The organism is Flavobacterium sp. LMO8 (genome assembly GCF_009495755.1).
GTDB lineage: Bacteria > Bacteroidota > Bacteroidia > Flavobacteriales > Flavobacteriaceae > Flavobacterium.
Genome location: NZ_WIBJ01000030.1, coordinates 24235 through 47433, shown reverse-complemented (window position 1 = coordinate 47433; position 23199 = coordinate 24235). Strand labels below are relative to the sequence as shown.

The window sequence follows — 23199 nt, the reverse complement described above, 5'->3', positions numbered from 1 at the left end:
TCATCTTGCATCAATCCCATATAGGAGCGCAAAATATGAAGCAATTATTCTTTATCTAACTTGTATTTAGTTAAGTCCATACCGAAAGTAAGGTTTTTATTAGCCACTAACTCATCTAATTCAGTTAATGATTTTTTACCAAAATTACGGAACTTCATTAAGTCGTTCTTGTTGAAAGAAACTAAATCACCTAATGTATCAACTTCAGCCGCTTTTAAACAATTTAATGCTCTAACAGATAAGTCCATATCAACTAATTTAGTTTTCAATAACTGTCTCATGTGAAGAGATTCTTCGTCATAAGACTCAGTTTGAGCAATTTCATCTGCCTCAAGAGTAATTCTTTCATCAGAGAACAACATAAAGTGGTGGATTAACGTCTTAGCTGCCTCAGTTAATGCATCTTTAGGATGGATAGAACCATCAGTAATGATTTCAAAAACTAATTTTTCGTAATCTGTTTTTTGTTCCACACGGAAATTCTCAATAGTATATTTTACATTTTTTACTGGAGTGTAAATTGAATCTGTAAAAATAGTCCCTATTGGAGCATTTGATTTCTTGTTCTCTTCAGCTGGAACATAACCTCTACCTTTTTCGATAGCAAGTTCCATGTTGATAGATGTTTTACTGTCTAAATTACAGATTACTAAATCTGGATTTAAAACTTGAAAACCAGAGATGAATTTTTGAAAATCACCTGCAGTTATTTTATCTTTACCTGAAAGCGAAATTGAAACAGATTCATTATCAATATCTTCAATTTGACGTTTGAAACGTACTTGTTTAAGATTTAAGATAATTTCTGTAACATCTTCAACTACACCAGAAATTGTAGAGAACTCATGTTCTACTCCTTCAATTCTTACTGATGTAATTGCATAACCTTCCAGTGAAGAAAGCAAAACTCTTCTAAGTGCATTACCAACAGTCAATCCGTAACCAGGTTCCAAAGGTCTAAATTCAAATTTACCTTCGAAATCCGTAGAATCGATCATGATAACTTTATCGGGCTTTTGAAAATTAAATATTGCCATATGTTCGACTAATGTCAATTATTATTTGTTATACAACTCAACGATTAGTTGTTCTTTAATGTTTTCTGGAATTTGAAGTCTTTGAGGCACAGAAACGAAAGTACCTTCTTTAGTATCATTATTCCAAGTAATCCACTCATAAACCTGAGAAGAAGCAGCTAAAGAACGATCAATAGCTTCAAGAGATTTTGATTTTTCACGTACAGCAACTTTATCACCTGCTTTTAAGTGGTAAGATGGTACATTTACAAGTTCACCATTTACAGTGATATGTCTGTGAGATACAATTTGACGAGCTGCTCTACGAGAAGGCGCAACACCCATTCTGTAAACTACGTTATCTAAACGAGCTTCACATAATTGTAATAAGATTTCACCTGTTACTCCAGAAGCAGCAGATGCTTTTTTGAATAAGTTTCTGAATTGTTTTTCTAAAATACCGTAAGTATATTTAGCTTTTTGCTTTTCCATTAACTGAACAGCATATTCAGATTTTTTACCTCTCTTTTTAGCTAAACCATGTTGCCCTGGAGGGTAATTTCTTTTTTCGAAGGCTTTGTCTTCTCCGAATATTGCTTCGCCAAATTTACGAGCAATTTTAGTTTTTGGACCAGTATATCTTGCCATTTTAAAAAATTAAAAAAGGTAGGAATTATGAATTCAGGTCTTATATCCTTCGATAATTTTAAACCTACCTGTGTGTTATACTTAAATTATACTCTTCTTCTTTTTGGAGGACGACATCCGTTATGCGGCATTGGAGTTACATCAATGATTTCTGTAACTTCAACTCCAGAATTGTGAATAGATCTGATTGCAGATTCTCTTCCGTTTCCTGGTCCTTTCACATAAACTTTTACTTTCTTTAATCCAGCTTCAAGAGCTACTTTACTACAATCTTCTGCTGCCATTTGAGCTGCATAAGGAGTATTCTTTTTAGAACCTCTAAAGCCCATTTTACCAGCTGAAGACCAAGAAATAACTTCACCTTTCTTGTTTGTTAACGAGATGATGATGTTGTTAAAAGTAGCATTAATATGTGCTTCTCCCGAAGATTCAACGATAACTTTACGTTTTTTTGCTGTTGCTTTAGCCATATTATTACTTATTATTTAGTTGCTTTTTTCTTGTTAGCAACAGTTTTTCTCTTACCTTTTCTAGTTCTAGAGTTGTTTTTAGTTCTTTGACCTCTTAATGGAAGTCCAGCTCTGTGACGAATTCCTCTTTGACATCCGATGTCCATTAAACGTTTAATGTTTAATTGAACTTCTGAACGCAATTCTCCTTCAATTTTGAAATAAGATACCGCTTCACGAATTGCTCCGATCTCGTCATCATTCCATTCTTGAACTTTCTTGTCTTCGCTCACTTGAGCTTTAGCTAATATATCTTTAGCTCTGCTTCTACCAATACCAAATATGTATGTTAAAGCAATGATTCCTCTTTTTTGTTTAGGTATATCTACCCCTGCAATTCTTGCCATAATTATCCTTGTCTTTGTTTAAATCTAGGATTCTTTTTGTTAATAACGTATAATCTTCCTTTTCTACGTACAATAATGCACTCGGCACTTCTCTTTTTAACTGATGCTCTTACTTTCATTTTAATAGCTTTAGTATCTATAAGTAATTCTTGCTTTAGACAAATCATAAGGGCTCATTTCAAGTTTAACCTTGTCACCTGGTAACAATTTAATGTAATGCATACGCATTTTACCAGAGATATGAGCAATTACAATATGTCCGTTTTCTAACTCTACACGAAACATAGCATTTGATAATGCTTCAATGATTGTTCCGTCTTGTTCTATTGCTGATTGTTTTGCCATAAAAATTAAGCTACTGCTTTTCTATTTTTACCACTTTTCATCAAACCATCATAGTGTTTATTCAATAAATAAGAATTTATTTGCTGAATAGTGTCTATTGCAACTCCAACCATGATTAGTAAAGAAGTACCACCATAAAAATAACCCCAAGCACCTTGAACTCCAAGTAAACTTACTGCAACAGCTGGGAACACAGCTACTAAAGCAAGAAATAATGATCCTGGAAAAGTGATTAATGACATAATTTTATCTAGGTAATCTCCGGTTTCTACACCTGGCTTAACACCTGGTATAAAACCTCCGCTTCTTTTTAAATCATCTGCCATCTTGTTAGTTGGTACAGTAATTGCGGTGTAAAAGTACGTAAAAATTACGATTAACAAAGCAAAAACCATATTATATACTAAACCGAATGGATCGTTGAACATTCCTGCAATAGAAAGTGCAGTGTCTGATTCTTTAGCCAAACCAGAAACAGCAGCAGGAATAAACATAATAGCTTGCGCAAAAATGATCGGCATAACACCTGATGCATTTAACTTTAATGGGATAAACTGTCTGTTACCACCCATCATGTCTTCTTCAAAATCCCCAGACACTGTACGTCTTGCATACTGTACTGGAATTTTTCTTACAGCCATTACTAATAAAATACATGCAATTATTACTAAGAACCAAAGTATTAATTCGATTACGATCATCATAATACCTCCATTTGCTTGAGAAGTTCTAGATGAAAATTCTTGAATAAATGCTTGTGGCATTCTTGCAATAATACCTACCATTATCAATAAAGAAATACCATTACCAATACCTTTATCAGTAATTTTTTCTCCTAACCACATTGCAAAGATTGTTCCAGTTACTAAGATTAGTACTGAAGAGAAGATGAATGTTGGTCCAGTTAGCATAAATGCCTCTCCTGGTAAAGTTCTGTACAAGTTATATATATAACCAGGACCTTGAACTAAAGTAATTAAGATAGTTAACCATCTTGTAATTTGGTTAATTTTCTTTCTACCACTTTCACCGTCTTTTTGTAATTTTTGTAAATATGGCACCGCAATTCCCATTAATTGAACTACGATAGAAGCTGATATGTATGGCATGATACCCAATGCAAATACAGAAGCTTGCGAAAACGCACCTCCTGTAAATACATTAATTAACCATCCAATACCTTCATCAGTTTGGTTTGTAAGATTTGTCAATTTAGTAGCATCAATCCCCGGAAGGGTTACTTGAGCACCGAAACGGTACACTAATAATAAACCAAGCGTTAATAAAATTCTATTTTTTAACTCTTCGATTTTCCAAACGTTGATGAATGAATCTATAAATTTCTTCATTTTACTAAAAGATTATAAAGTTACAGCTTCTCCACCCGCAGCCTCGATAGCCGCTTTTGCAGATGCAGTAAATTTGTGAGCACTAACTTTAAGTTTTGTTTTTAGCTCACCTCTTCCTAAAATCTTTACTAAGCTATTTTTTGTAGCCAAACGAGTATCTACAAATACAGTAAAATCTACTGTATCAGTAACCACACCGTTTTCTACTAATAATTGTAACGAATCAAGATTAATACCTTGATATTCTACTCTATTAATGTTCTTGAAACCAAACTTAGGTACACGTCTTTGAAGCGGCATTTGACCACCTTCAAAACCAATTTTCTTAGAATAACCAGAACGAGATTTTGCTCCTTTGTGTCCACGTGCAGCGGTACCACCTTTTCCAGAACCTTCTCCTCTACCTACTCTTTTATTTTGATTGTGCGTAGAACCTTCAGCTGGTTGTAAGTTACTTAAATTCATAACTGTATAGTGTTATTTAGTTTCTTCAACAGAAACTAAGTGTTTAACTTTATTTACCATTCCAAGGATAGCAGGATTTGCATCATGCTCAACAACTTGTCCCATTTTACGAAGACCTAAAGCTTCCAAAGTTCTCTTTTGATCAAGAGGACAATTGATTTTACTTCTTACTTGTTTTACTTTTAATTTTGCCATGATTTCCTGTTGATTAACCTTTGAATACTTTTTCTAAAGATACTCCTCTTTGTTTTGCTACCGTTAAAGCGCTTCTCATTTGTAACAAAGCATCAAAAGTTGCTTTTACTACGTTATGAGGGTTTGAAGAACCTTGTGATTTAGATAATACATCGTGAACACCTACAGATTCTAATACCGCACGAACAGCACCACCAGCAATAACTCCAGTACCGTGTGAAGCAGGCATTAAAAATACTCTAGCACCACCAAATTTACCTTTTTGCTCATGAGGAACAGATTGTCCCTGTAAAGGAATTCTAACTAAGTTTTTCTTAGCATCTTCCACCGCTTTAGCGATTGCTTCAGAAACATCTTTAGATTTTCCTAATCCATGACCAACTACACCGTTTTCATCACCAACTACTACGATAGCAGAGAAACCAAATGCTCTACCTCCTTTAGTAACTTTAGTAACACGATTTACACTCACCAAACGGTCTTTTAATTCAAGACCTCCTGGTTTTACAATCTCTACGTTTTTATAATTATGATACATAATTTCTTAGAATTTAAGTCCAGCTTCTCTAGCTCCTTCAGCTAATGATTTCACACGTCCATGGTATAAATACCCACCTCTATCAAAAGAGATTGTTGAAATACCTGCTTTAAGTGCTTTTTCAGCAACTAATTTACCAACTGCTTTTGCAGTTTCAACAGCAGTTCCTTGCGCTACTTCTTTATCTCTCGATGAAGCTGCAACTAAAGTTGTACCGTTTACGTCGTCTATGATTTGCGCATAGATTTCTTTATTACTTCTGAATACAGAAAGTCTTGGTTGAGCAGCAGTTCCGCTTACAATCTTTCTGATTCTGAACTTAATTCTTTGTCTTCTTTCAGATTTCGTTAATGACATAGTCTTAATTTTTAAGCTGATTTACCTGCTTTTCTTCTTAGTTCTTCTCCTACAAACTTAACTCCTTTTCCTTTATACGGCTCAGGTTTGCGGAAACCTCTGATCTTCGCAGCTACTTGACCTAATAATTGTTTGTCGAATGATGATAATTTTACTATCGGATTTTTACCTTTTTCTGATACTGTTACAACAGTAACTTCTTTTACAACTTCTAAAACGATGTTGTGAGAGAATCCTAAAGCTAAATCAAGTTTTTGGCCTTGATTAGATGCTCTATAACCTACTCCAACTAATTCTAATTCTTTTGTAAAACCTTCAGAAACACCAATAATCATGTTATTGATTAATGAACGATAAAGTCCGTGTTTCGCTCTCTCATCTTTATGATCTGACGAACGCTCTACGATAACTTGGTTATCTTCGATTTTAACTGTTACATCAGAAAATTCTTGAGTAAGCTCGCCTAATTTTCCTTTTACTGTAACTACAGCATCTTTAACTTCTACAGTTATTCCTGCTGGAATTGCAATTGGATTTTTACCTATTCTTGACATTGTCTACTCTTTATTATTAATATACGTAACAAACAACCTCTCCACCAACATTTAATTGCTTAGCTTGTTTTCCTGTCATCAATCCTTTTGATGTAGAAACAATAGCAATACCTAAACCGTTTAAGATTCTTGGTAAGTCTGATGAACCAGCATATTTACGTAAACCTGGTTTACTAATTCTTTGAATATCTTTGATAACTGACTCTTTCGTGTCTTTATCATATTTAAGTGCAATTTTGATTGAACCCTGTACAGAATTCTCTTCAAATTTGTAACTTAAGATATATCCTTGATCGAATAAAATCTTTGTGATTTCTTTTTTCATGTTAGATGCAGGAATTTCAACCACTTTGTGGTTAGCTCTCACTGCGTTTCTAACTCTCGTAAGATAATCGGCAATTGGATCTGTATACATATGTATAGATTTGCGGTTATGGTTTTCAATCCGCCCTCAGCGGATTGAACCTTTAACCAATTAAACTTTTTTATTGGATTGCAAAAGTAATAACTTTTTTCGAGATTACCAAGATGCTTTTTTAACACCTGGAATTAATCCTTGATTAGCCATTTCACGGAATGTTACACGTGAAAGACCAAACTGACGCATATACCCTCTTGGTCTACCTGTTAATTTACAACGATTGTGTACTCTAACTGGACAAGAATTTTTTGGTAATTTTTGTAATCCTTCGAAATCTCCAGCTTCTTTCAAAGCTTTTCTTTTCTCAGCATACTTTTCTACTAATGCAATTCTTTTCACCTCACGGGCTTTCATTGATTCTTTAGCCATGTCTTAATTCTTTTTAAAAGGTAATCCTAATTCCGCTAATAATGCTTTTGCTTCTTTATCTGTTTCTGCAGAAGTTACGAAGGTAATGTCAAATCCTGAGATTTTGTTTACTTTATCAATATCAATTTCTGGGAAAATGATTTGTTCAAGTACACCTAAGTTATAATTTCCTCTTCCGTCAAAACCAGTAGATTTAATTCCGCTGAAATCTCTAACACGTGGTAAAGATGAAGTAATCAATCTATCTAAGAATTCATACATTCTTTCTCCACGTAAAGTTACTTTAGCACCAATTGGCATACCTTTTCTCAATTTGAAAGACGCAACGTCCTTTTTAGAGATAGTAGCAACTGCTTTTTGCCCAGTAATTTTTGTCATTTCTTCAACAGCGTAGTCTACTAACTTTTTGTCAGATACTGCTGCACCAACTCCACGGCTTACAACGATTTTTTCAAGTTTAGGAACTTGCATTACGTTTTTGTAACCGAATTCTTCTGTAAGAGCAGCAATTACTCTGCTCTTATATTCTTCTTTTAGTCTAGGAATATATGCCATAACTATAGTACTTGATTAGATTTTTTTGAAAATCTCACTTTCTTGTCTCCTTCTTGTTTGAAACCAACTTTAGTTACTTCTTTTGACTTTGGGTCAATTAAAGACAAGTTAGACACATGGATAGGAGCTTCTTTCTTAACGATTCCTCCTTGAGGGTTTTTTGCACTTGGTTTTGTATGTTTCGAAACCATGTTAACTCCTTCAACAATCGCTTTGTTTTTCTCACGAAGAACACGTACAATTTTACCTTCAGAACCTTTGTGGTCTCCAGCAATAACTCTTACGATATCTCCTGATTTTATTTTTAGCTTTATCATTTGTATAAGAATTAAAGCACTTCTGGTGCTAATGATACAATTTTCATGAATTGTTTTTCACGAAGTTCTCTGGCAACTGGACCAAAAACACGAGTTCCTCTCATTTCTCCTGCAGCGTTTAACAATACACATGCGTTATCGTCAAAACGGATGTAAGATCCATCAGCTCTTCTCACTTCTTTTTTGGTACGTACAACCACTGCAGTTGATACAGCTCCTTTTTTAACGTTCCCGTTTGGAGTTGCATCTTTAATTGAAACTACAATTTTGTCACCAACAGAGGCATAACGACGTTTCGTTCCTCCTAAAACACGGATAGTTAAAACTTCTTTAGCTCCCGTATTATCTGCTACTTTTAATCTTGACTCTTGTTGTACCATAATTACTTAGCTCTTTCAATGATTTCAACTAATCTCCAACATTTTGATTTAGATAAAGGTCTTGTTTCCATGATCTTTACTGTATCTCCAATGTTACAATCGTTTGTTTCGTCGTGTGCAACGTATTTTTTAGTTTTTAACACGAACTTACCGTATAATGGGTGTTTCACTTTTGTAGTTTGTGACACAACAATAGATTTCTCCATTTTGTTTGAAGTCACCACACCTATTCTCTCTTTTCTTAAATTTCTTTTTTCCATCTTTCAGCTAGTCTACAATTATTGTAACTCTCTTTTAGTTAACTCTGTATGTAATCTCGCAACTGATCTTCTTAAACCTCTTAATTGAAGAGGATTTTGGATTGGCGAAATTGCATGAGCATTTTTTAGGTCGGTATACGTTTTCTTTAACTGACTAAGTTGTTCTTGTAACTCAGCTGCAGATAGATTTTTAATTTCTGATTGTTTCATAATAAATTTTGATTATGCTTCGAAATCTCTAGCAACGATAAACTTAGTTTTAACAGGAAGTTTTTGAGCTGCTAAGCGTAAAGCTTCTTTTGCAACCGATAGAGGAACTCCTCCAACTTCAAACATAATTTTACCAGGTTTAACAACTGCAGCCCAATACTCAACTGCACCTTTACCTTTACCCATACGTACTTCTAATGGTTTCTTTGTAATAGGTTTATCTGGAAATATTTTGATCCATAATTGACCTTCTCTTTTCATGAAACGTGTTGCTGCAATACGAGCTGCTTCAATTTGACGAGAAGTAATAAATGAAGAATCTAAAGATTTAATACCAAACATTCCATTTGAAAGTTCGTGTCCTCTTTGAGAAACGCCTTTCATTCTACCTTTCTGTACCTTACGGTATTTTGTTCTTTTTGGCTGTAACATTTTTCTTTAGTTTAAATAATTACTTTCTTTTGCGTGCGTTTGGTTTACCATCTCTTTTAGGAGCAGATCCTGAAGGTTTAGACTTTTGTTTGTCCATACCTACTAACGGAGAAAGATCTCTTTTTCCATAAACCTCACCTTTCATTATCCATACTTTGATACCCATTCTACCATAAGTAGTATGAGCTTCTGCTAATGAATAATCAATATCAGCTCTGAAAGTTGATAAAGGAATTCTACCTTCTTTAAAATTTTCTGAACGAGCCATTTCAGCTCCATTCAAACGACCAGAAATTTGCACTTTGATACCTTCTGCGTTCATACGCATAGCAGCAGCAATAGCCATTTTAATTGCACGTCTGTAAGAAATTCTACTTTCAATTTGACGAGCAATACTTGTACCTACTAAGTAAGCATCAAGCTCAGGTCTTTTAATTTCAAAGATGTTAATTTGAACTTCTTTATCAGTAATTTTCTTAAGTTCTTCTTTTAACTTGTCTACCTCTTGCCCACCTTTTCCGATAATGATACCAGGTCTAGCAGTAGTGATAGTAACGGTTACAAGTTTTAAAGTTCTCTCGATAATTATTTTTGATACACTTGCTTTAGATAAACGAGCATGGATATACTTTCTGATTTTATAATCTTCAGCGATTTTATCACCGTAATCATTTCCACCATACCAGTTTGAGTCCCACCCTCTGATGATACCAAGTCTATTTCCTATTGGATTTGTCTTTTGTCCCATACTGTTTATTAATTGCTTTGTGTGTTATTATTTGATCCTAACACGATTGTTACGTGGTTAGAACGTTTTCTAATTCTATGTGCACGACCTTGTGGTGCTGGACGAAGTCTTTTTAACATCATTCCGCCATCAACTGTAATCGTTTTTACAAATAAGCCTGCTTCTTCTAAATTAGCATCTTCGTTTTTCTGTACATAATTATTTATGGCAGATAATAACAATTTCTCTAATTTTCTTGAAGCTTCTTTTTGACTAAATCTTAAAATATTAAGAGCTAGTTCAACTTTCTGACCTCTTACTAAATCTGCAACTAAACGCATTTTTCTAGGTGAAGTTGGACAGTTATTTAATTTAGCAAATGCAATAGACTTGTTAGCCTCTTTTCTTGCATCCGCAACTTCTCTTTTACGAACTCCCATTGCTTCTTATTTTTTACCTTTATTTTTAGCCCCAGCATGACCTCTAAAAGATCTTGTTGGCGAAAACTCTCCTAATTTGTGTCCTACCATGTTTTCTGTAACGTAAACTGGTACAAACTGACGACCATTGTGAACTGCGATAGTCTGTCCAACGAAATCTGGAGTAATCATAGATGCTCTAGACCAAGTCTTAACAACACCTTTATTACCACCTGCGATATTTTCTTGAACTTTCTTCTCTAATTTAAAGTGAACAAATGGTCCTTTTTTTAATGAACGTGCCATGTCTATCTAATTATTTCTTTCTACGTTCTACAATATACTTATTACTCGGGTTAACTTTAGAACGAGTTCTATAACCTTTAGCAGGTAAACCTTTTCTTGAACGTGGATGACCTCCAGATGAACGTCCTTCACCACCTCCCATAGGGTGATCAACTGGGTTCATTGCTACCGGTCTAGTTCTTGGTCTTCTACCTAACCATCTTGATCTACCAGCCTTACCTGATACGATTAATTGGTGGTCTGAGTTAGAAACTGCTCCAATTGTAGCTGAACAAGTTAACAAGATCAATCTTGTTTCACCCGACGGCATTTTAATTGTTGCATATTTTCCATCTCTTGCCATTAACTGAGCGAAAGTTCCTGCAGAACGAGCGATTACAGCTCCTTGACCTGGTCTTAATTCGATACACGAAATAACAGTTCCTAGAGGAATTTTACTTAAAGGCATTGCATTTCCAATTTCTGGAGATGCATCAACACCTGAAACTACAGTTTGTCCAACTTGTAATCCATTTTGTGCAATGATGTAAGTTTTAGCTCCATCTGCATAATATAATAATGAAATAAATGCTGAACGATTTGGATCGTACTCGATAGTTTTAACTGTAGCTGGAATACCAACTTTAGTTCTTTTAAAATCGATAATACGATACTTTTGTTTGTGACCACCACCTACATAACGCATGGTCATCTTTCCTTGACTATTTCTACCTCCTGAGTTTTTTTTCGGCGCGATTAATGAACGCTCCGGCTTATCAGTTGTAATAGTGTCAAAGCTATTAACAACTCTAAAACGCTGACCCGGGGTAATAGGTTTTAATTTTCTAACTGACATATTCTATTAGATATTAGTATAAAAATCTATTGTTTCTCCCTCTTGAACTTGAACAATTGCTTTTTTATATGCATTTGTTTTCCCACTGATTAAACCACTTTTAGTATATTTAACACTTCTATCAGCTCTATAGTTCATTGTATTAACAGTAACTACATTCACACCAAAAGCAGCTTCAACAGCATTTTTGATTTGAATTTTGTTAGCAGTTTTTTCAACTATAAAACCAAAACGGTTAAAAATTTCACCATCTTTAGTTATTTTCTCAGTTATAATAGGCTTAATTATGATGCTCATAATCTTATTATTTACTTAAATTAGCTTCAATTCCGTCTACAGCTCCCTCTAAAAGAACTAAACTTTTTGCATTTAAAATAGCATAAGTACTTAATTCTGAAGTGGTTACAACACTAGACGCTTTTAAATTGCGTGACGACAAATATACATTTTTATTTGAATCGCCCAACACAAATAAAGATTTTTTATTATCTAACCCTAAAGACTTCAATACGTTAATGAAATTTTTAGTGCTTGGTGTATCAAATGTAAAATCCTCTACTACTACTAAATTTGACTCATTTACTTTTAAAGATAAAGCTGATTTACGAGCTAATCTTTTTAAGTTTTTATTCAATTTGAATGAGTAGCTTCTTGGTCTTGGTCCAAAAACTGTACCTCCACCTTTAAACAAAGGGTTTTTTGCAGATCCTGCACGAGCAGTACCTGTACCTTTTTGTTTTTTAATTTTACGAGTACTTCCTGCAACTTCAGCTCTTTCTTTAGCTTTGTGGTTTCCTTGTCTTTGATTAGCCAAATATTGCTTTACATCTAAATATACAGCATGTTTGTTTGGCTCGATTGCGAAAACTGAATCAGAAAGTTGAACTTTTCTTCCAGTTTCTTTTCCGTTAATATCTAAAACTTTTACTTCCATTACTTCTGAATGATTACATAAGAGTTTTTGTGACCCGGTACACAACCTTTTACTACTAAAAGATTTTTCTCACCAACCACTTTTAAAACTCTAAGGTTTTGTACTGTTACATTATCTCCTCCCATTCTTCCAGCCATACGCATTCCTTTGAATACTCTAGATGGATAAGATGACGCTCCTACAGATCCAGGTGCTCTTAAACGGTTATGTTGACCGTGTGTTGCTTGTCCAACACCGCCAAAACCATGACGTTTAACAACTCCTTGGAATCCTTTTCCTTTAGAAACTCCCAAAACATCAACAAATTCACCTTCAGCGAATAAGTCAACAGCGATTACATCGCCTAATTTGTACTCCTCTTCAAAACCTTTGAATTCAACGACTTTTTTCTTTGCAGCTGTTCCCGCTTTCTTAAAGTGACCTAACTCAGCTTTAATAGAACGTTTTTCAGCTTTGTCATCGAAACCTAACTGAATAGCAGAATATCCGTCTACTTCATTGGTTCTGACTTGGGTAACAACGCATGGACCACATTCGATTACAGTACAAGGAATATTTTTCCCGTTCTCATCAAAAATGCTAGTCATGCCAATTTTTCTTCCGATTAACCCAGACATATTAAACTAATTATTAATTAAACTCTTATTTATACAACAAATAGTATTTGCACACTACTCATTTTGAGGGTGCAAATATATAAATTATTTTTTAATTATCGCAAAAATAAATAGTTAAGTGAAATTTCCTTCAAAAAAGGCAATTTCACTCACTAAAAATAATAAGAAAAAAACCGTAATGCTATTAACATTAACGGTTTTTTAAGGTTATTGCGATTGCAATTAAATCAATTATACTTTGATTTCTACTTCAACACCACTAGGTAATTCTAATTTCATTAAAGCATCGATAGTTTTTGAAGAAGAACTATAGATATCTAATAGTCTCTTATATGAACTTAATTCGAACTGCTCTCTTGATTTTTTATTAACATGTGGAGAACGTAATACAGTAAAAATCTTTTTGTGAGTTGGTAATGGAATTGGACCCGTTACTACTGCACCTGTACTTTTTACAGTTTTTACAATCTTCTCAGCTGATTTATCAACCAACATGTGATCGTAAGATTTTAATTTTATTCTGATTTTTTGACTCATTTTCTTAAAAATTAAGCGTTACCTTTTGCTTTTTTGATTACAGCTTCTGAAATATTAGAAGGTGTTTCTGCATAATGTGAAAACTCCATTGTTGATGTAGCTCTACCTGATGATAATGTTCTTAATGTTGTTACATAACCAAACATTTCTGATAAAGGAACATCTGCTTTGATAGTTTTAGCACCATTTCTATCACCCATATCATTCACTTGACCTCTACGACGGTTCAAGTCACCTACGATATCACCCATATTTTCTTCTGGAGTAATAACTTCGATTTTCATGATTGGTTCAAGAATAACTGCACCAGCAGCACGACCTACTTCTTTATATCCCATTTTAGCTGCTAATTCGAAAGAAAGAGCATCAGAATCCACAGGGTGGAAAGATCCGTCTAATAAAGTTACTTTTAAACTATCTACTGCGTATCCTGCTAAAGGACCTGCTTTCATAGCTTCTCTGAAACCTTTTTCAACAGCTGGAATATATTCTTTTGGTACGTTACCACCTTTAACTTCATTAACAAACTGTAATCCCATAGGAGCTTTACCGTCTACTAAATCAGCAGGTTCTATACGGAATACGATATCACCAAATTTACCACGACCTCCAGATTGCTTTTTATAAGTTTCTCTGTGTTGTGCCGATTTTGTGAACGCTTCTTTATATTCTACTTGTGGCTCACCTTGGTTTACCTCAACTTTAAACTCACGTTTCATACGATCTACAAGGATGTCTAAGTGCAACTCACCCATACCTGAAATAATCGTTTGACCTGAAGCCTCATCAGTTCTAACTGTAAACGTTGGATCTTCCTCAGCTAATTTAGCTAAAGCCATACCCATTTTATCTACGTCAGCTTTTGTTTTTGGCTCAATTGCGATACCAATTACAGGATCAGGGAATTTCATTGACTCAAGAATAATTGGGTGTTTTTCATCACACATTGTATCTCCAGTCTTGATATCTTTAAATCCTACAGCAGCTCCAATATCTCCAGCCTCAATATATTCGATTGGATTTTGTTTGTTAGCGTGCATTTGGTAAATACGAGATATACGCTCTTTGTTTCCTGAACGAGTATTCAAGATATAAGAACCAGCATCTAAACGACCTGAATAAGCACGGAAAAAAGCTAAACGACCAACATAAGGGTCAGTAGCAATTTTAAATGCTAAAGCTGCAAACGGCTCTTTTGGATCAGGACGACGTAAAATTTTCTTTTGATCTTCTTCTAATAAGTCAGCATCATCAGGGTGAATTCCTTCAATACCTTCTTTATCCATTGGAGATGGTAAGTATTTACATACTGCATCTAACATAAACTGAACACCTTTATTTTTGAAAGAAGAACCAGCAATCATAGGAATAATAGCCATATCAATTGTTGCAGCTCTTAAAGCTACATTAATTTCTTCTTCAGTAATAGAGTTTTCATCCTCCATGTATTTTTCCAATAAGTTTTCGTCGTAAGTAGCAATCTCTTCAATTAAAATTGAACGATACTCTTTTACTTCGTCAACCATATCAGCTGGAATAGGCACGATATCAAAAGTTGCCCCTTGAGTTTCGTCATGCCAAATAATAGCTTGGTTTTTTACTAAGTCAACAACTCCTTTAAAGTCATTTTCTTCACCAATTGGTAAAGTAATTGCAACAGCGTTAGATTTTAACATCTCTCTAACTTGTTGACAAACATTTAAGAAGTTAGAACCTTGACGGTCCATTTTGTTTACGAATCCCATACGTGGAACTCTATATTGATCAGCTAATCTCCAGTTAGTTTCAGATTGAGGCTCAACACCATCAACCGCACTAAATAAAAATACTAAACCATCTAATACACGTAACGAACGGTTTACCTCAACTGTAAAGTCAACGTGTCCCGGTGTATCGATAATATTAAAGTGGTATGGTAATGTTTCAGGTAATACTTTACCCTGCTCTGTTGGAAAATTCCATTCACAAGTTGTAGCAGCTGAAGTAATTGTAATACCTCTTTCTTGCTCTTGAGCCATCCAGTCCATTGTTGCAGCACCATCGTGTACTTCACCAATTTTGTGTGATTTCCCTGTATAGAATAAGATACGCTCAGTTGTTGTTGTTTTACCAGCATCAATGTGAGCAGCAATTCCAATGTTTCTTGTATATTTTAAATCTCTAGCCATTTCTGTACGAATTAAAATCTAAAGTGAGAGAATGCTTTATTAGCATCTGCCATTTTGTGAGTATCCATTCTTTTCTTAACAGCAGCACCTTCTTCTTTAGCCGCAGCTAAGATTTCAGAAGCTAATTTACCTGCCATTGATTTTTCGTTTCTTCTTCTTGCATAAAGAATCATCCATTTGATAGCATAAGAAATCTTTCTATCTGGACGAATTTGCATTGGAATTTGGAATGTAGCTCCACCCACTCTACGTGAACGAACTTCTACGTGAGGCATAACATTTGTTAATGCATCTTTCCAAATTTCTAAAGCAGATTTTTCTGCATCTTGCTTTTTAGTTTCAACGATTTCTAATGCGTCATAGAAAACTTTAAAAGCTGTTGATTTTTTACCATCCCACATTAAGTTGTTTACAAAACGTGTTACTAACTGATCGTTAAATTTTGGATCTGGTAAAAGTGGTCTTTTTTTGGCCGCTCTTTTTCTCATGTCTTTTCTTTAAAAGATTTTAAATTACTTTTTCTTTCCAGTTGGTGCAGCTGCTTGTCCTGGTTTTGGACGTTTAGCTCCATACTTAGATCTACGTTGTGTTCTTCCTGCAACACCCGCAGTGTCTAATGCTCCACGTACGATGTGGTAACGTACACCTGGTAAATCTTTTACTCTTCCACCTCTAACTAATACTATCGAGTGCTCTTGTAGATTGTGACCTTCTCCAGGAATGTATGCATTCACCTCGTTACCGTTTGTTAAACGAACCCTAGCCACCTTTCTCATTGCCGAGTTTGGTTTTTTAGGAGTTGTTGTGTAAACACGAGTACACACACCTCTTCTTTGAGGACAAGAATCTAAAGCAGCCGATTTACTCTTCTTAGTTATTTGGGTTCTCCCTGTTCTTACTAATTGTTGAATTGTTGGCATAATTAAATACTAAAAATTTTTACTGTTTAAAATTCCCGCTTTTTACGGGGTTGCAAATGTAGGAATTATTTTTTACTTTCCAAATCATAATTTATTAATTTTCAATGCAATTTGATTTTAGTAGTGATTTGATTTGTATTGAGTTACAAGAAAGAAAGACAAAAACTACCTAGACCCGATGGGAGCAAACTACCATGTAGTGCGGACAGCGGGAATATGAAAACCAAAAATTCGCAAGCCATTCGCTACTGCAAATAAAATTTATTTTACTTTTTTTCGTTTCTTTACTGCTATGAAATTACTTTTTGGTTTTATTGTGTTTTTTTGCTTCCAGTTTTCATTGGGACAAAATTTCTATTTAAACATAAAAGGAGCTTCTGAAATTGAAAACAAAACCATTGATAGCTTACAATACGAATCTAAACACGCTTCGGTGGCTTTACTTTTAGAAGAACAAAAACGATTTGAAAACAAAATAACGAATCAAGGTTTTTTTGATTGGCTGCTTTTAGAACAAAACAAAGTCAATGATAGTAGTTTTGTTTTTAAATACAGTTTAGGAAATGCTGTGAAAAACAACTCCATATATATAGGTAAACTTTCCTCCGAAGAAAAATCGCTTTTGCAATTAGAAAAAGACACTTTAATTATAGCAACGAGTGAAGTAGAAAATTTCATGAAAAGCAAATTAGCTTTACTAGAGAAGAAAGGCTATTCGTTAGCGAATTTACAATTGGTGAACCAACAAAGAATTGGAAATGACTTGCTTTCTGATTTACAACTCAAACTCAATTCGAAAAGAAATATTACCGATATTGTTATCGTAGGTTATGACAAATTTCCACCAGGAATTAAAAAAGCAATAACGAAAAAAGCAAAAAAAGCGACTTTTAATCAGGATAATTTAAAGCAGATTAATGATGAGTTTGATAAATTGCAATTTGTGAGTCAGTTGAAATATCCTGAAATTTTATTTACAACCGATTCCACTAAAATTTTTGTGTATTTAGAAAAATCGAAACCGAATAAATTTGATGGCTTTATTGGGTTTTCGAACGATGACCAAAGTAAATTAACTTTTAACGGTTATTTAGATTTGCAATTACAGAACATTTTGAATTCGGGAGAAAAATTTAATTTGTATTGGAAAAACGATGGCAACAGACAAACTTCATTTAATATTGGAACCGAATTACCTTATATTTTTAAAACTCCCATCGGAATTAAAGCCAATTTGAGAATTTTTAAACAAGATTATACTTTTCAGAACACCATTACCGATTTAAATTTGGGTTACTATTTTTCGTACAACACCAAAACTTACATTGGTTATCAAAAAACTACTTCTGTCGATATACAAAATACAAATTCATTTAGTTTGAATGATTTTACAAATACTTTTCTAACATCGAGTTTTGAATATACCGATTTTGACAACGAAAATTTCATCTTCCCAGAAAAAGCAAAAGTCTTCATTAAAGCAGGAACAGGTAATCGAACCATTACATCTCAAAAAACGAGTCAGTTTTTTACGCAATTGGATTTGAGTTACAATGTGAATTTGAATTCCAAAAACAGTATTTATTTAAGAAATCAGACTTTTTATTTACAGAGTGATGATTATGTGATTAACGAGTTGTTTCGATTTGGTGGTATTAATTCGATCAGAGGATTTAACGAAAATAGCTTACAAGCGAATGCTTACAGTGGAATTATTGCCGAATATCGTTATTTAGTTGCTTCTAATTTATATCTACATTCGATTACCGATTTTGGTTATTTTCAAGATAAAACTTCCAATACAAAAGATCAATTATTAGGTTTAGGATTTGGGTTTGGATTATTCACAAAAAACGGATTATTAAATTTAGTTTACGCCAACGGAAGTACGAGTGACCAAGCGATAAAACTTTCGAATTCGATTGTGCATATTAGTTTTAAAACGAATTTTTAGCCCCCTAACCCCCGAAGGGGGAACTTCAAAATCGGTTTCAAATTTTTAGATATTAACACGATTAGACATTCTAATTAAAAATGACTATTTTTGCGCCATGGAAAAAGACAACCAAATATTCGGGATTAGAGCAATAATTGAAGCAATTAACGCTAAAAAGGAAATTGATAAAGTATTCGTTCAAAAAGATGCACAAGGCGACTTGATGCAAGATTTGATGAAAACAATGAAAAGAAACAACATCAACTTTTCATACGTTCCTGTTGAAAAACTAAACCGATTAACTCCAAATAACCATCAAGGTGCGGTGGCAACCATTGCTCCAATTTCTTTTGTTTCATTAGAAACTTTAGTAGAAGGTGTTATCGAAAGTGGTAAAAAACCTTTATTCCTAATTTTAGACCAATTGTCTGATGCACGTAACTTTGGTGCGATCATCAGAACAGCAGAATGTACTGGTGTTGACGGAATTATTATTCAAAAACAAGGTTCGGCTCCTGTGAATGGAGATACGGTTAAAACTTCGGCTGGAGCTGTTTTTAATGTGCCTATTTGTAAAGTAGATCACATTAAAGATGCCATTTTCTATTTGCAAGGAAGCGGAATTAAAACTGTTGCAGCAACTGAAAAAACAGAGCAACACATTTATGACATCAACTTCAACGAAGGCGTTGCGATTATTATGGGTAGCGAAGATAGAGGTGTAAACCCTTCTGTATTAAAAATTGTTGATGAAAAAGCAAAATTACCAATGTTTGGCACAATTGAATCATTAAATGTTTCGGTAGCTTGTGGTGCTTTTTTGTATGAGGCTTTGAGACAGAGAATGTAGATAATTTTTATATTCATTTCGAATGCAAAAACCTTTTCTTTTATTAGTATTCATTTCTATTTATTCGTCATTTTGTTTAGCACAATCTGATGAACCGTTTTATGAGCAAATAGCATTTGAGTTTTATTGTTCGGAAATTTTAGCAAAATCAGAAATAGATTTGCGTTTAAAAATTAATGGTCATTTAAATTATGTAAATTACATAAGTGCTGATTGTCTAAAAGAAAAAATAATAAACGAGAAAAACTTTACTATAAAACCCAAAAACAATTTTGACACTCTTTTTCTTGAACTAAAAAACATAAATAAAAAGAAATTCAAAATAGTTAAAAAAATAAACACAAACACAAATAAAGAAAACTATTTATTAGTCTCTAGATCATTAGAAGTTGAAAATAGAATTTTTGTAATTATTAACGAAATGGTTAATGTCAATGGTAGAGGATTTACTTTTGAATTTGATTCAGCAGGAAATATTATTGATTGGTGCTAATCATCAAAATCAGTCTTTTTAATTATTCATTAATTATTTTAATCACTACTTCTTCCCACCCAAAAATTCATAAATTACTTTCATAGAAGAATTAAAATATTCCCGAATCACTTCTTCTGGTTTTGGTGGTGGATTAAAATTTCCTTTTTCGTCGAAGTTTTTCATAAAGGGATCGAGTTCTGGATTGAAATCGGGTTTTTGCCATTCATAGAAAATTGTTTTTCCAAATTGTGGCGTTTTCAAAACCAATGCTAAAGCCAATCCGACGAGAAATCCAGCTAAATGTCCTTCCCACGAAACACCTTCTTTCACATTTGGGAACATATACCAAACGCTTCCACCATACAAAATTACGATGGTGAATGATAAAGCTACCAATCGGTAATATTTGGTAAAAATACCTTTGAAGAAGATAAAACTTACCAAAGCATAAATTAATCCGCTGGCGCCAATGTGGTAACTTGGTCGTCCTAACAACCAAGTTCCTAATCCTGAAAAGAGAATTCCTAAAAATAAAACCACAAACGATTGTTCTTTGTAAAAATATCTCAAAATAGGCAACAAGACCAATAACGCAATGGAATTATTCGCCAAATGTTCGATATCGCCATGCAAAAAAGGGCTGAAAAGAATCCCTTTTAAACCGAAAGCTTCCCTTGGATAAACACCAAAATGCGACAAGTTAGCATGAAAATGCAATTCGTACCAAAAAACCGACCATAAAGTCAATACAAAAAATAACGGCAAATAAATGACCGTTTTTGTAAACTGAAAAGGATTATCGTGCTGTTTTTCCATATTGATTTGAATTCAAAGATAAAGCCAAAAAAATATTTCGGTAATTATGTCAGATTTATTTTGAAACACATAGCCACATAAGCTTGATTTTTAACGCAAAGTCGCTAAGATTTTCCGCAAAGAACGCAAATGAGTACCTTGAAAATTATAAGAATCTGACCAAAAACTTATAAAGAAAAAAGTTTAGATAAGGATTGTCACCTTGAATGGACTTTAGAGGTGTTCACGGCGTTACACTTGACATGGTTCACAAAGCGAAATCTATACAATCTTAAATTAATGAAATACCTTTAAACAATAATTTTAGAACCTATGTTTCTATGTGGTAAAAATCTAAAAAAGAATCGCATATTTTTGTAATTTTACGTCATGAATCAACCACTAGCCGAACGCATTCGCCCACAACAATTATCGGACTACATCAGCCAATTGCATTTAGTTGGACCTGAGGGTTCGTTAACACAACAAATTGCCAAAGGATTAATTCCGAGTTTGATTTTATGGGGACCACCAGGAACTGGAAAAACTACCTTGGCACAAATCATGGCGCAAGAAAGCAAACGTCCGTTTTACCAACTGAGCGCGATACATTCGGGTGTAAAAGACATTCGTGAAGTAATTGAAAAAGCAAAGCAAAGCAGCGGTTTATTCACAGCAAAAAATCCGATTTTGTTCATTGATGAAATTCATCGTTTTAGCAAATCGCAACAAGATTCTTTATTGGCGGCGGTGGAAAAAGGTTGGGTAACTTTGATTGGCGCTACTACCGAAAATCCAAGTTTTGAGGTTATTCCTGCTTTATTGTCAAGATGTCAGGTTTATGTTTTAAATGCGTTTACCAAAGACGATTTGGAAGCATTGTTACATCGTGCAATGAAAACTGATGTTCAGCTTCAAAACAAAGACATCCAATTAAAAGAAACCGAAGCGTTGTTAAGACTTTCGGGTGGCGATGGACGAAAATTATTGAATATTTTTGAATTGGTAATTAATGCTACAGATACTTCGACAAGCTCAGCACCCATAGAAATTACAAATGAAAAAGTAATGCAATTGGTGCAAAAAAATACTGTATTGTATGACAAAACGGGTGAACAACATTATGATACTGTTTCTGCTTTTATAAAATCAATTCGTGGAAGCGACCCAAATGGTGCTGTGTATTGGTTAGCTCGAATGATTGAAGGTGGCGAAGATGTGAAATTTATAGCAAGGCGACTACTGATTTTAGCTAGTGAGGACATTGGAAATGCCAATCCAACAGCTTTTATCATGGCCAATAATGCTTTTCAAGCAGTGGCAACTATTGGTTATCCTGAAAGTCGTATTATTTTGAGCCAATGTGCAATTTATTTAGCCACATCTGCAAAAAGTAACGCAAGTTATATGGCAATTGGAAAAGCCCAACAAATGGTAAAACAAACTGGCGATTTACCGGTTCCTATTCATTTACGAAATGCACCAACCAAATTAATGAAAGAATTAGGCTACGGAGATGAATACAAATACTCACACGATTTCCCCAACAACTTTGCTGAGCAAGAATTTTTACCTATAGAAATTTCAGAAACTAAATTCTTTGAACCAGGCGAAAATGCTCGTGAAAAAGAATTGCGTCAGTTTTTAAAAAATAGATGGAAGGATAAATATGGGTATTAGTAAAGAGTTAGGAACTTTTAAAACTTAACCTCCATTTTCTCAGAATACACAATTCCATCAAAGTCATATTCAAAAAACCAACCGCTGTTTTTCTTTAAAAGAACTCCTTTAAAATTTTCTTTTCCTGCAAGAAAAACTGTATCTAATGAAGTACTATAAAGCACCATAACTACATTATCTGAATAATTTACTAAAGTATAGCCCGATTCTGTAGGAATTGCTCGAAGTTCGCTTGTATTAATTATTGTAGATGGTTTTTTTGTTGGAATAGTCACCATTACATCATTAACTTTTTCAGGTGATTTAACTGTTGTATTTTTAATATTCAATAGTCCTTTCATTGAAGATAAAGACTTACGAAAAGCTTCGTTATATGCATTTTTAAAATCTTTTTGCTTACTAATGCCTAAATCACTTGTTTGTAAAACTTTATTATAGCAGTCTTTTAATTCAATCGAAACTTTAGTAGTAAACATATTACTGCCGTCTTCAGGATCAACAAACAAAGCCAAACAACGATTTTCCGCTAATTCTTTTGGGAATTCATCTGTTTCAAAATAGACTTGAAAACCTTCTGTTTCAAAAAAAGATTTCGTCATAACATTCAAATTATACTTGTTTTCTTCCTTAAAAAAACTGAATTTTTTAGGCACAATAACATACTTGTAATTATCCTGTGCAAAGGAAAAAGAGTAAACAAACAAAACGAATAACAAAACTACTTTTTTCATAA

37 protein-coding genes are annotated in these 23199 nt (G+C 33.9%); 4 read left to right on the top strand and 33 right to left on the bottom strand.

Annotated elements, in window-relative coordinates; translation table 11 throughout:
* Window positions 1-44: 44 nt before the first annotated feature.
* The 31 genes from GFJ94_RS06495 to rpsL all read right to left on the bottom strand — a co-directional run bounded on the left by GFJ94_RS06495 (window position 45) and on the right by rpsL (window position 16730).
* Window positions 45-1037, bottom strand: a complete 993-nt coding sequence (locus GFJ94_RS06495; protein WP_153200741.1) for a DNA-directed RNA polymerase subunit alpha — start codon at window positions 1035-1037, stop codon at window positions 45-47.
* A gap of 21 nt (window positions 1038-1058) precedes the next feature.
* Window positions 1059-1664 carry a 30S ribosomal protein S4 gene (gene rpsD / locus GFJ94_RS06490; protein ID WP_153200740.1) on the bottom strand — a complete coding sequence of 202 codons (606 nt, stop codon included), beginning with the start codon at window positions 1662-1664 and terminating at the stop codon, window positions 1059-1061.
* Between the two features lie 86 nt (window positions 1665-1750).
* Entirely contained in the window at window positions 1751-2134 is a 384-nt protein-coding gene (gene rpsK, locus GFJ94_RS06485) for a 30S ribosomal protein S11 (protein WP_008254446.1), read from the bottom strand.
* Window positions 2135-2145: 11 nt separating this feature from the next.
* Window positions 2146-2520, bottom strand: coding sequence for a 30S ribosomal protein S13 (gene rpsM, locus GFJ94_RS06480; protein WP_153200739.1), 375 nt, complete (start codon window positions 2518-2520; stop codon window positions 2146-2148).
* A 2-nt stretch (window positions 2521-2522) separates the two neighbouring features.
* Window positions 2523-2639 carry a type B 50S ribosomal protein L36 gene (gene ykgO, locus GFJ94_RS06475; RefSeq protein ID WP_002987490.1) on the bottom strand — a complete coding sequence of 39 codons (117 nt, stop codon included), beginning with the start codon at window positions 2637-2639 and terminating at the stop codon, window positions 2523-2525.
* A gap of 10 nt (window positions 2640-2649) precedes the next feature.
* Window positions 2650-2865, bottom strand: a complete 216-nt coding sequence (gene infA, locus GFJ94_RS06470) for a translation initiation factor IF-1 (protein WP_008254466.1) — start codon at window positions 2863-2865, stop codon at window positions 2650-2652.
* Between the two features lie 5 nt (window positions 2866-2870).
* Window positions 2871-4214 carry a preprotein translocase subunit SecY gene (gene secY, locus GFJ94_RS06465; RefSeq protein ID WP_153200738.1) on the bottom strand — a complete coding sequence of 448 codons (1344 nt, stop codon included), beginning with the start codon at window positions 4212-4214 and terminating at the stop codon, window positions 2871-2873.
* Window positions 4215-4226: 12 nt separating this feature from the next.
* Window positions 4227-4679 carry a 50S ribosomal protein L15 gene (gene rplO / locus GFJ94_RS06460; RefSeq protein WP_153200737.1) on the bottom strand — a complete coding sequence of 151 codons (453 nt, stop codon included), beginning with the start codon at window positions 4677-4679 and terminating at the stop codon, window positions 4227-4229.
* A gap of 12 nt (window positions 4680-4691) precedes the next feature.
* The gene (rpmD, locus tag GFJ94_RS06455; RefSeq protein ID WP_111566953.1) at window positions 4692-4874 is read right to left on the bottom strand and encodes a 50S ribosomal protein L30; all 183 of its coding nucleotides are present in this window, start codon (window positions 4872-4874) and stop codon (window positions 4692-4694) included.
* 13 nt (window positions 4875-4887) lie between these two features.
* A complete protein-coding gene (gene rpsE, locus GFJ94_RS06450; RefSeq protein WP_133609610.1) occupies window positions 4888-5412 on the bottom strand; it encodes a 30S ribosomal protein S5 in 525 nt (174 codons plus the stop codon).
* A 6-nt stretch (window positions 5413-5418) separates the two neighbouring features.
* Window positions 5419-5769, bottom strand: coding sequence for a 50S ribosomal protein L18 (gene rplR / locus GFJ94_RS06445; RefSeq protein ID WP_026725631.1), 351 nt, complete (start codon window positions 5767-5769; stop codon window positions 5419-5421).
* An 11-nt stretch (window positions 5770-5780) separates the two neighbouring features.
* On the bottom strand, window positions 5781-6323 hold the full coding sequence (rplF, locus tag GFJ94_RS06440; protein ID WP_153200736.1) for a 50S ribosomal protein L6: 543 nt from the start codon (window positions 6321-6323) through the stop codon (window positions 5781-5783).
* 16 nt (window positions 6324-6339) lie between these two features.
* Window positions 6340-6738 (bottom strand): 30S ribosomal protein S8, encoded by a 399-nt coding sequence (rpsH, locus tag GFJ94_RS06435; protein WP_153200735.1) that lies wholly within the window; start codon window positions 6736-6738, stop codon window positions 6340-6342.
* A 105-nt stretch (window positions 6739-6843) separates the two neighbouring features.
* Window positions 6844-7113: a 30S ribosomal protein S14 gene (gene rpsN / locus GFJ94_RS06430; protein ID WP_133609606.1), complete on the bottom strand. Its 270-nt coding sequence runs from the start codon at window positions 7111-7113 to the stop codon at window positions 6844-6846.
* Window positions 7114-7116: 3 nt separating this feature from the next.
* Window positions 7117-7668, bottom strand: a complete 552-nt coding sequence (gene rplE / locus GFJ94_RS06425) for a 50S ribosomal protein L5 (protein ID WP_133609604.1) — start codon at window positions 7666-7668, stop codon at window positions 7117-7119.
* Window positions 7669-7670: 2 nt separating this feature from the next.
* Window positions 7671-7985, bottom strand: a complete 315-nt coding sequence (gene rplX / locus GFJ94_RS06420) for a 50S ribosomal protein L24 (RefSeq protein ID WP_153200734.1) — start codon at window positions 7983-7985, stop codon at window positions 7671-7673.
* 11 nt (window positions 7986-7996) lie between these two features.
* Window positions 7997-8365, bottom strand: coding sequence for a 50S ribosomal protein L14 (gene rplN, locus GFJ94_RS06415; protein WP_007803649.1), 369 nt, complete (start codon window positions 8363-8365; stop codon window positions 7997-7999).
* Between the two features lie 2 nt (window positions 8366-8367).
* A complete protein-coding gene (gene rpsQ / locus GFJ94_RS06410; RefSeq protein ID WP_008254481.1) occupies window positions 8368-8625 on the bottom strand; it encodes a 30S ribosomal protein S17 in 258 nt (85 codons plus the stop codon).
* 18 nt (window positions 8626-8643) lie between these two features.
* Window positions 8644-8835, bottom strand: coding sequence for a 50S ribosomal protein L29 (rpmC, locus tag GFJ94_RS06405; protein WP_008254482.1), 192 nt, complete (start codon window positions 8833-8835; stop codon window positions 8644-8646).
* A gap of 12 nt (window positions 8836-8847) precedes the next feature.
* On the bottom strand, window positions 8848-9267 hold the full coding sequence (gene rplP / locus GFJ94_RS06400) for a 50S ribosomal protein L16 (RefSeq protein ID WP_008254483.1): 420 nt from the start codon (window positions 9265-9267) through the stop codon (window positions 8848-8850).
* A gap of 19 nt (window positions 9268-9286) precedes the next feature.
* On the bottom strand, window positions 9287-10015 hold the full coding sequence (gene rpsC, locus GFJ94_RS06395) for a 30S ribosomal protein S3 (RefSeq protein ID WP_153200733.1): 729 nt from the start codon (window positions 10013-10015) through the stop codon (window positions 9287-9289).
* Window positions 10016-10023: 8 nt separating this feature from the next.
* Window positions 10024-10434 (bottom strand): 50S ribosomal protein L22, encoded by a 411-nt coding sequence (gene rplV / locus GFJ94_RS06390; RefSeq protein ID WP_133609598.1) that lies wholly within the window; start codon window positions 10432-10434, stop codon window positions 10024-10026.
* A 6-nt stretch (window positions 10435-10440) separates the two neighbouring features.
* Entirely contained in the window at window positions 10441-10719 is a 279-nt protein-coding gene (gene rpsS / locus GFJ94_RS06385) for a 30S ribosomal protein S19 (RefSeq protein WP_008254487.1), read from the bottom strand.
* Between the two features lie 10 nt (window positions 10720-10729).
* Window positions 10730-11554, bottom strand: a complete 825-nt coding sequence (rplB, locus tag GFJ94_RS06380) for a 50S ribosomal protein L2 (protein ID WP_008254488.1) — start codon at window positions 11552-11554, stop codon at window positions 10730-10732.
* 6 nt (window positions 11555-11560) lie between these two features.
* Window positions 11561-11851, bottom strand: coding sequence for a 50S ribosomal protein L23 (gene rplW / locus GFJ94_RS06375; protein ID WP_008254490.1), 291 nt, complete (start codon window positions 11849-11851; stop codon window positions 11561-11563).
* A gap of 7 nt (window positions 11852-11858) precedes the next feature.
* Entirely contained in the window at window positions 11859-12488 is a 630-nt protein-coding gene (rplD, locus tag GFJ94_RS06370; protein ID WP_008254492.1) for a 50S ribosomal protein L4, read from the bottom strand.
* A complete protein-coding gene (rplC, locus tag GFJ94_RS06365; protein ID WP_008254494.1) occupies window positions 12488-13105 on the bottom strand; it encodes a 50S ribosomal protein L3 in 618 nt (205 codons plus the stop codon). The genes rplD and rplC overlap by 1 nt, the downstream gene beginning before the upstream one ends.
* Before the next feature lie 231 nt (window positions 13106-13336).
* Window positions 13337-13642 carry a 30S ribosomal protein S10 gene (gene rpsJ, locus GFJ94_RS06360; RefSeq protein ID WP_008254495.1) on the bottom strand — a complete coding sequence of 102 codons (306 nt, stop codon included), beginning with the start codon at window positions 13640-13642 and terminating at the stop codon, window positions 13337-13339.
* An 11-nt stretch (window positions 13643-13653) separates the two neighbouring features.
* On the bottom strand, window positions 13654-15810 hold the full coding sequence (fusA, locus tag GFJ94_RS06355) for an elongation factor G (protein ID WP_153200732.1): 2157 nt from the start codon (window positions 15808-15810) through the stop codon (window positions 13654-13656).
* A gap of 11 nt (window positions 15811-15821) precedes the next feature.
* Window positions 15822-16298 (bottom strand): 30S ribosomal protein S7, encoded by a 477-nt coding sequence (rpsG, locus tag GFJ94_RS06350; protein ID WP_073583337.1) that lies wholly within the window; start codon window positions 16296-16298, stop codon window positions 15822-15824.
* Window positions 16299-16322: 24 nt separating this feature from the next.
* Window positions 16323-16730, bottom strand: a complete 408-nt coding sequence (gene rpsL, locus GFJ94_RS06345) for a 30S ribosomal protein S12 (protein WP_008254501.1) — start codon at window positions 16728-16730, stop codon at window positions 16323-16325.
* A 292-nt stretch (window positions 16731-17022) separates the two neighbouring features.
* Between rpsL and GFJ94_RS06340 the strand changes: the two genes are divergently transcribed.
* The 3 genes from GFJ94_RS06340 (at window position 17023) to GFJ94_RS06330 (ending at window position 20009) form a co-directional block, all read left to right on the top strand.
* On the top strand, window positions 17023-18684 hold the full coding sequence (locus tag GFJ94_RS06340; protein ID WP_153200731.1) for a hypothetical protein: 1662 nt from the start codon (window positions 17023-17025) through the stop codon (window positions 18682-18684).
* Between the two features lie 97 nt (window positions 18685-18781).
* Window positions 18782-19516 carry a 23S rRNA (guanosine(2251)-2'-O)-methyltransferase RlmB gene (gene rlmB / locus GFJ94_RS06335; protein WP_153200730.1) on the top strand — a complete coding sequence of 245 codons (735 nt, stop codon included), beginning with the start codon at window positions 18782-18784 and terminating at the stop codon, window positions 19514-19516.
* 22 nt (window positions 19517-19538) lie between these two features.
* The gene (locus tag GFJ94_RS06330; RefSeq protein ID WP_153200729.1) at window positions 19539-20009 is read left to right on the top strand and encodes a hypothetical protein; all 471 of its coding nucleotides are present in this window, start codon (window positions 19539-19541) and stop codon (window positions 20007-20009) included.
* 45 nt (window positions 20010-20054) lie between these two features.
* Here the strand turns inward: GFJ94_RS06330 and GFJ94_RS06325 are convergent, their stop codons facing one another.
* Window positions 20055-20807 carry a rhomboid family intramembrane serine protease gene (locus tag GFJ94_RS06325; RefSeq protein WP_153200728.1) on the bottom strand — a complete coding sequence of 251 codons (753 nt, stop codon included), beginning with the start codon at window positions 20805-20807 and terminating at the stop codon, window positions 20055-20057.
* A gap of 369 nt (window positions 20808-21176) precedes the next feature.
* Between GFJ94_RS06325 and GFJ94_RS06320 the strand changes: the two genes are divergently transcribed.
* The gene (locus GFJ94_RS06320) at window positions 21177-22466 is read left to right on the top strand and encodes a replication-associated recombination protein A (RefSeq protein ID WP_153200727.1); all 1290 of its coding nucleotides are present in this window, start codon (window positions 21177-21179) and stop codon (window positions 22464-22466) included.
* A 17-nt stretch (window positions 22467-22483) separates the two neighbouring features.
* On the opposite strand, the gene GFJ94_RS06315 is transcribed toward GFJ94_RS06320, so the two are convergent.
* On the bottom strand, window positions 22484-23197 hold the full coding sequence (locus GFJ94_RS06315) for a hypothetical protein (protein WP_153200726.1): 714 nt from the start codon (window positions 23195-23197) through the stop codon (window positions 22484-22486).
* Window positions 23198-23199 lie beyond the last annotated feature (2 nt).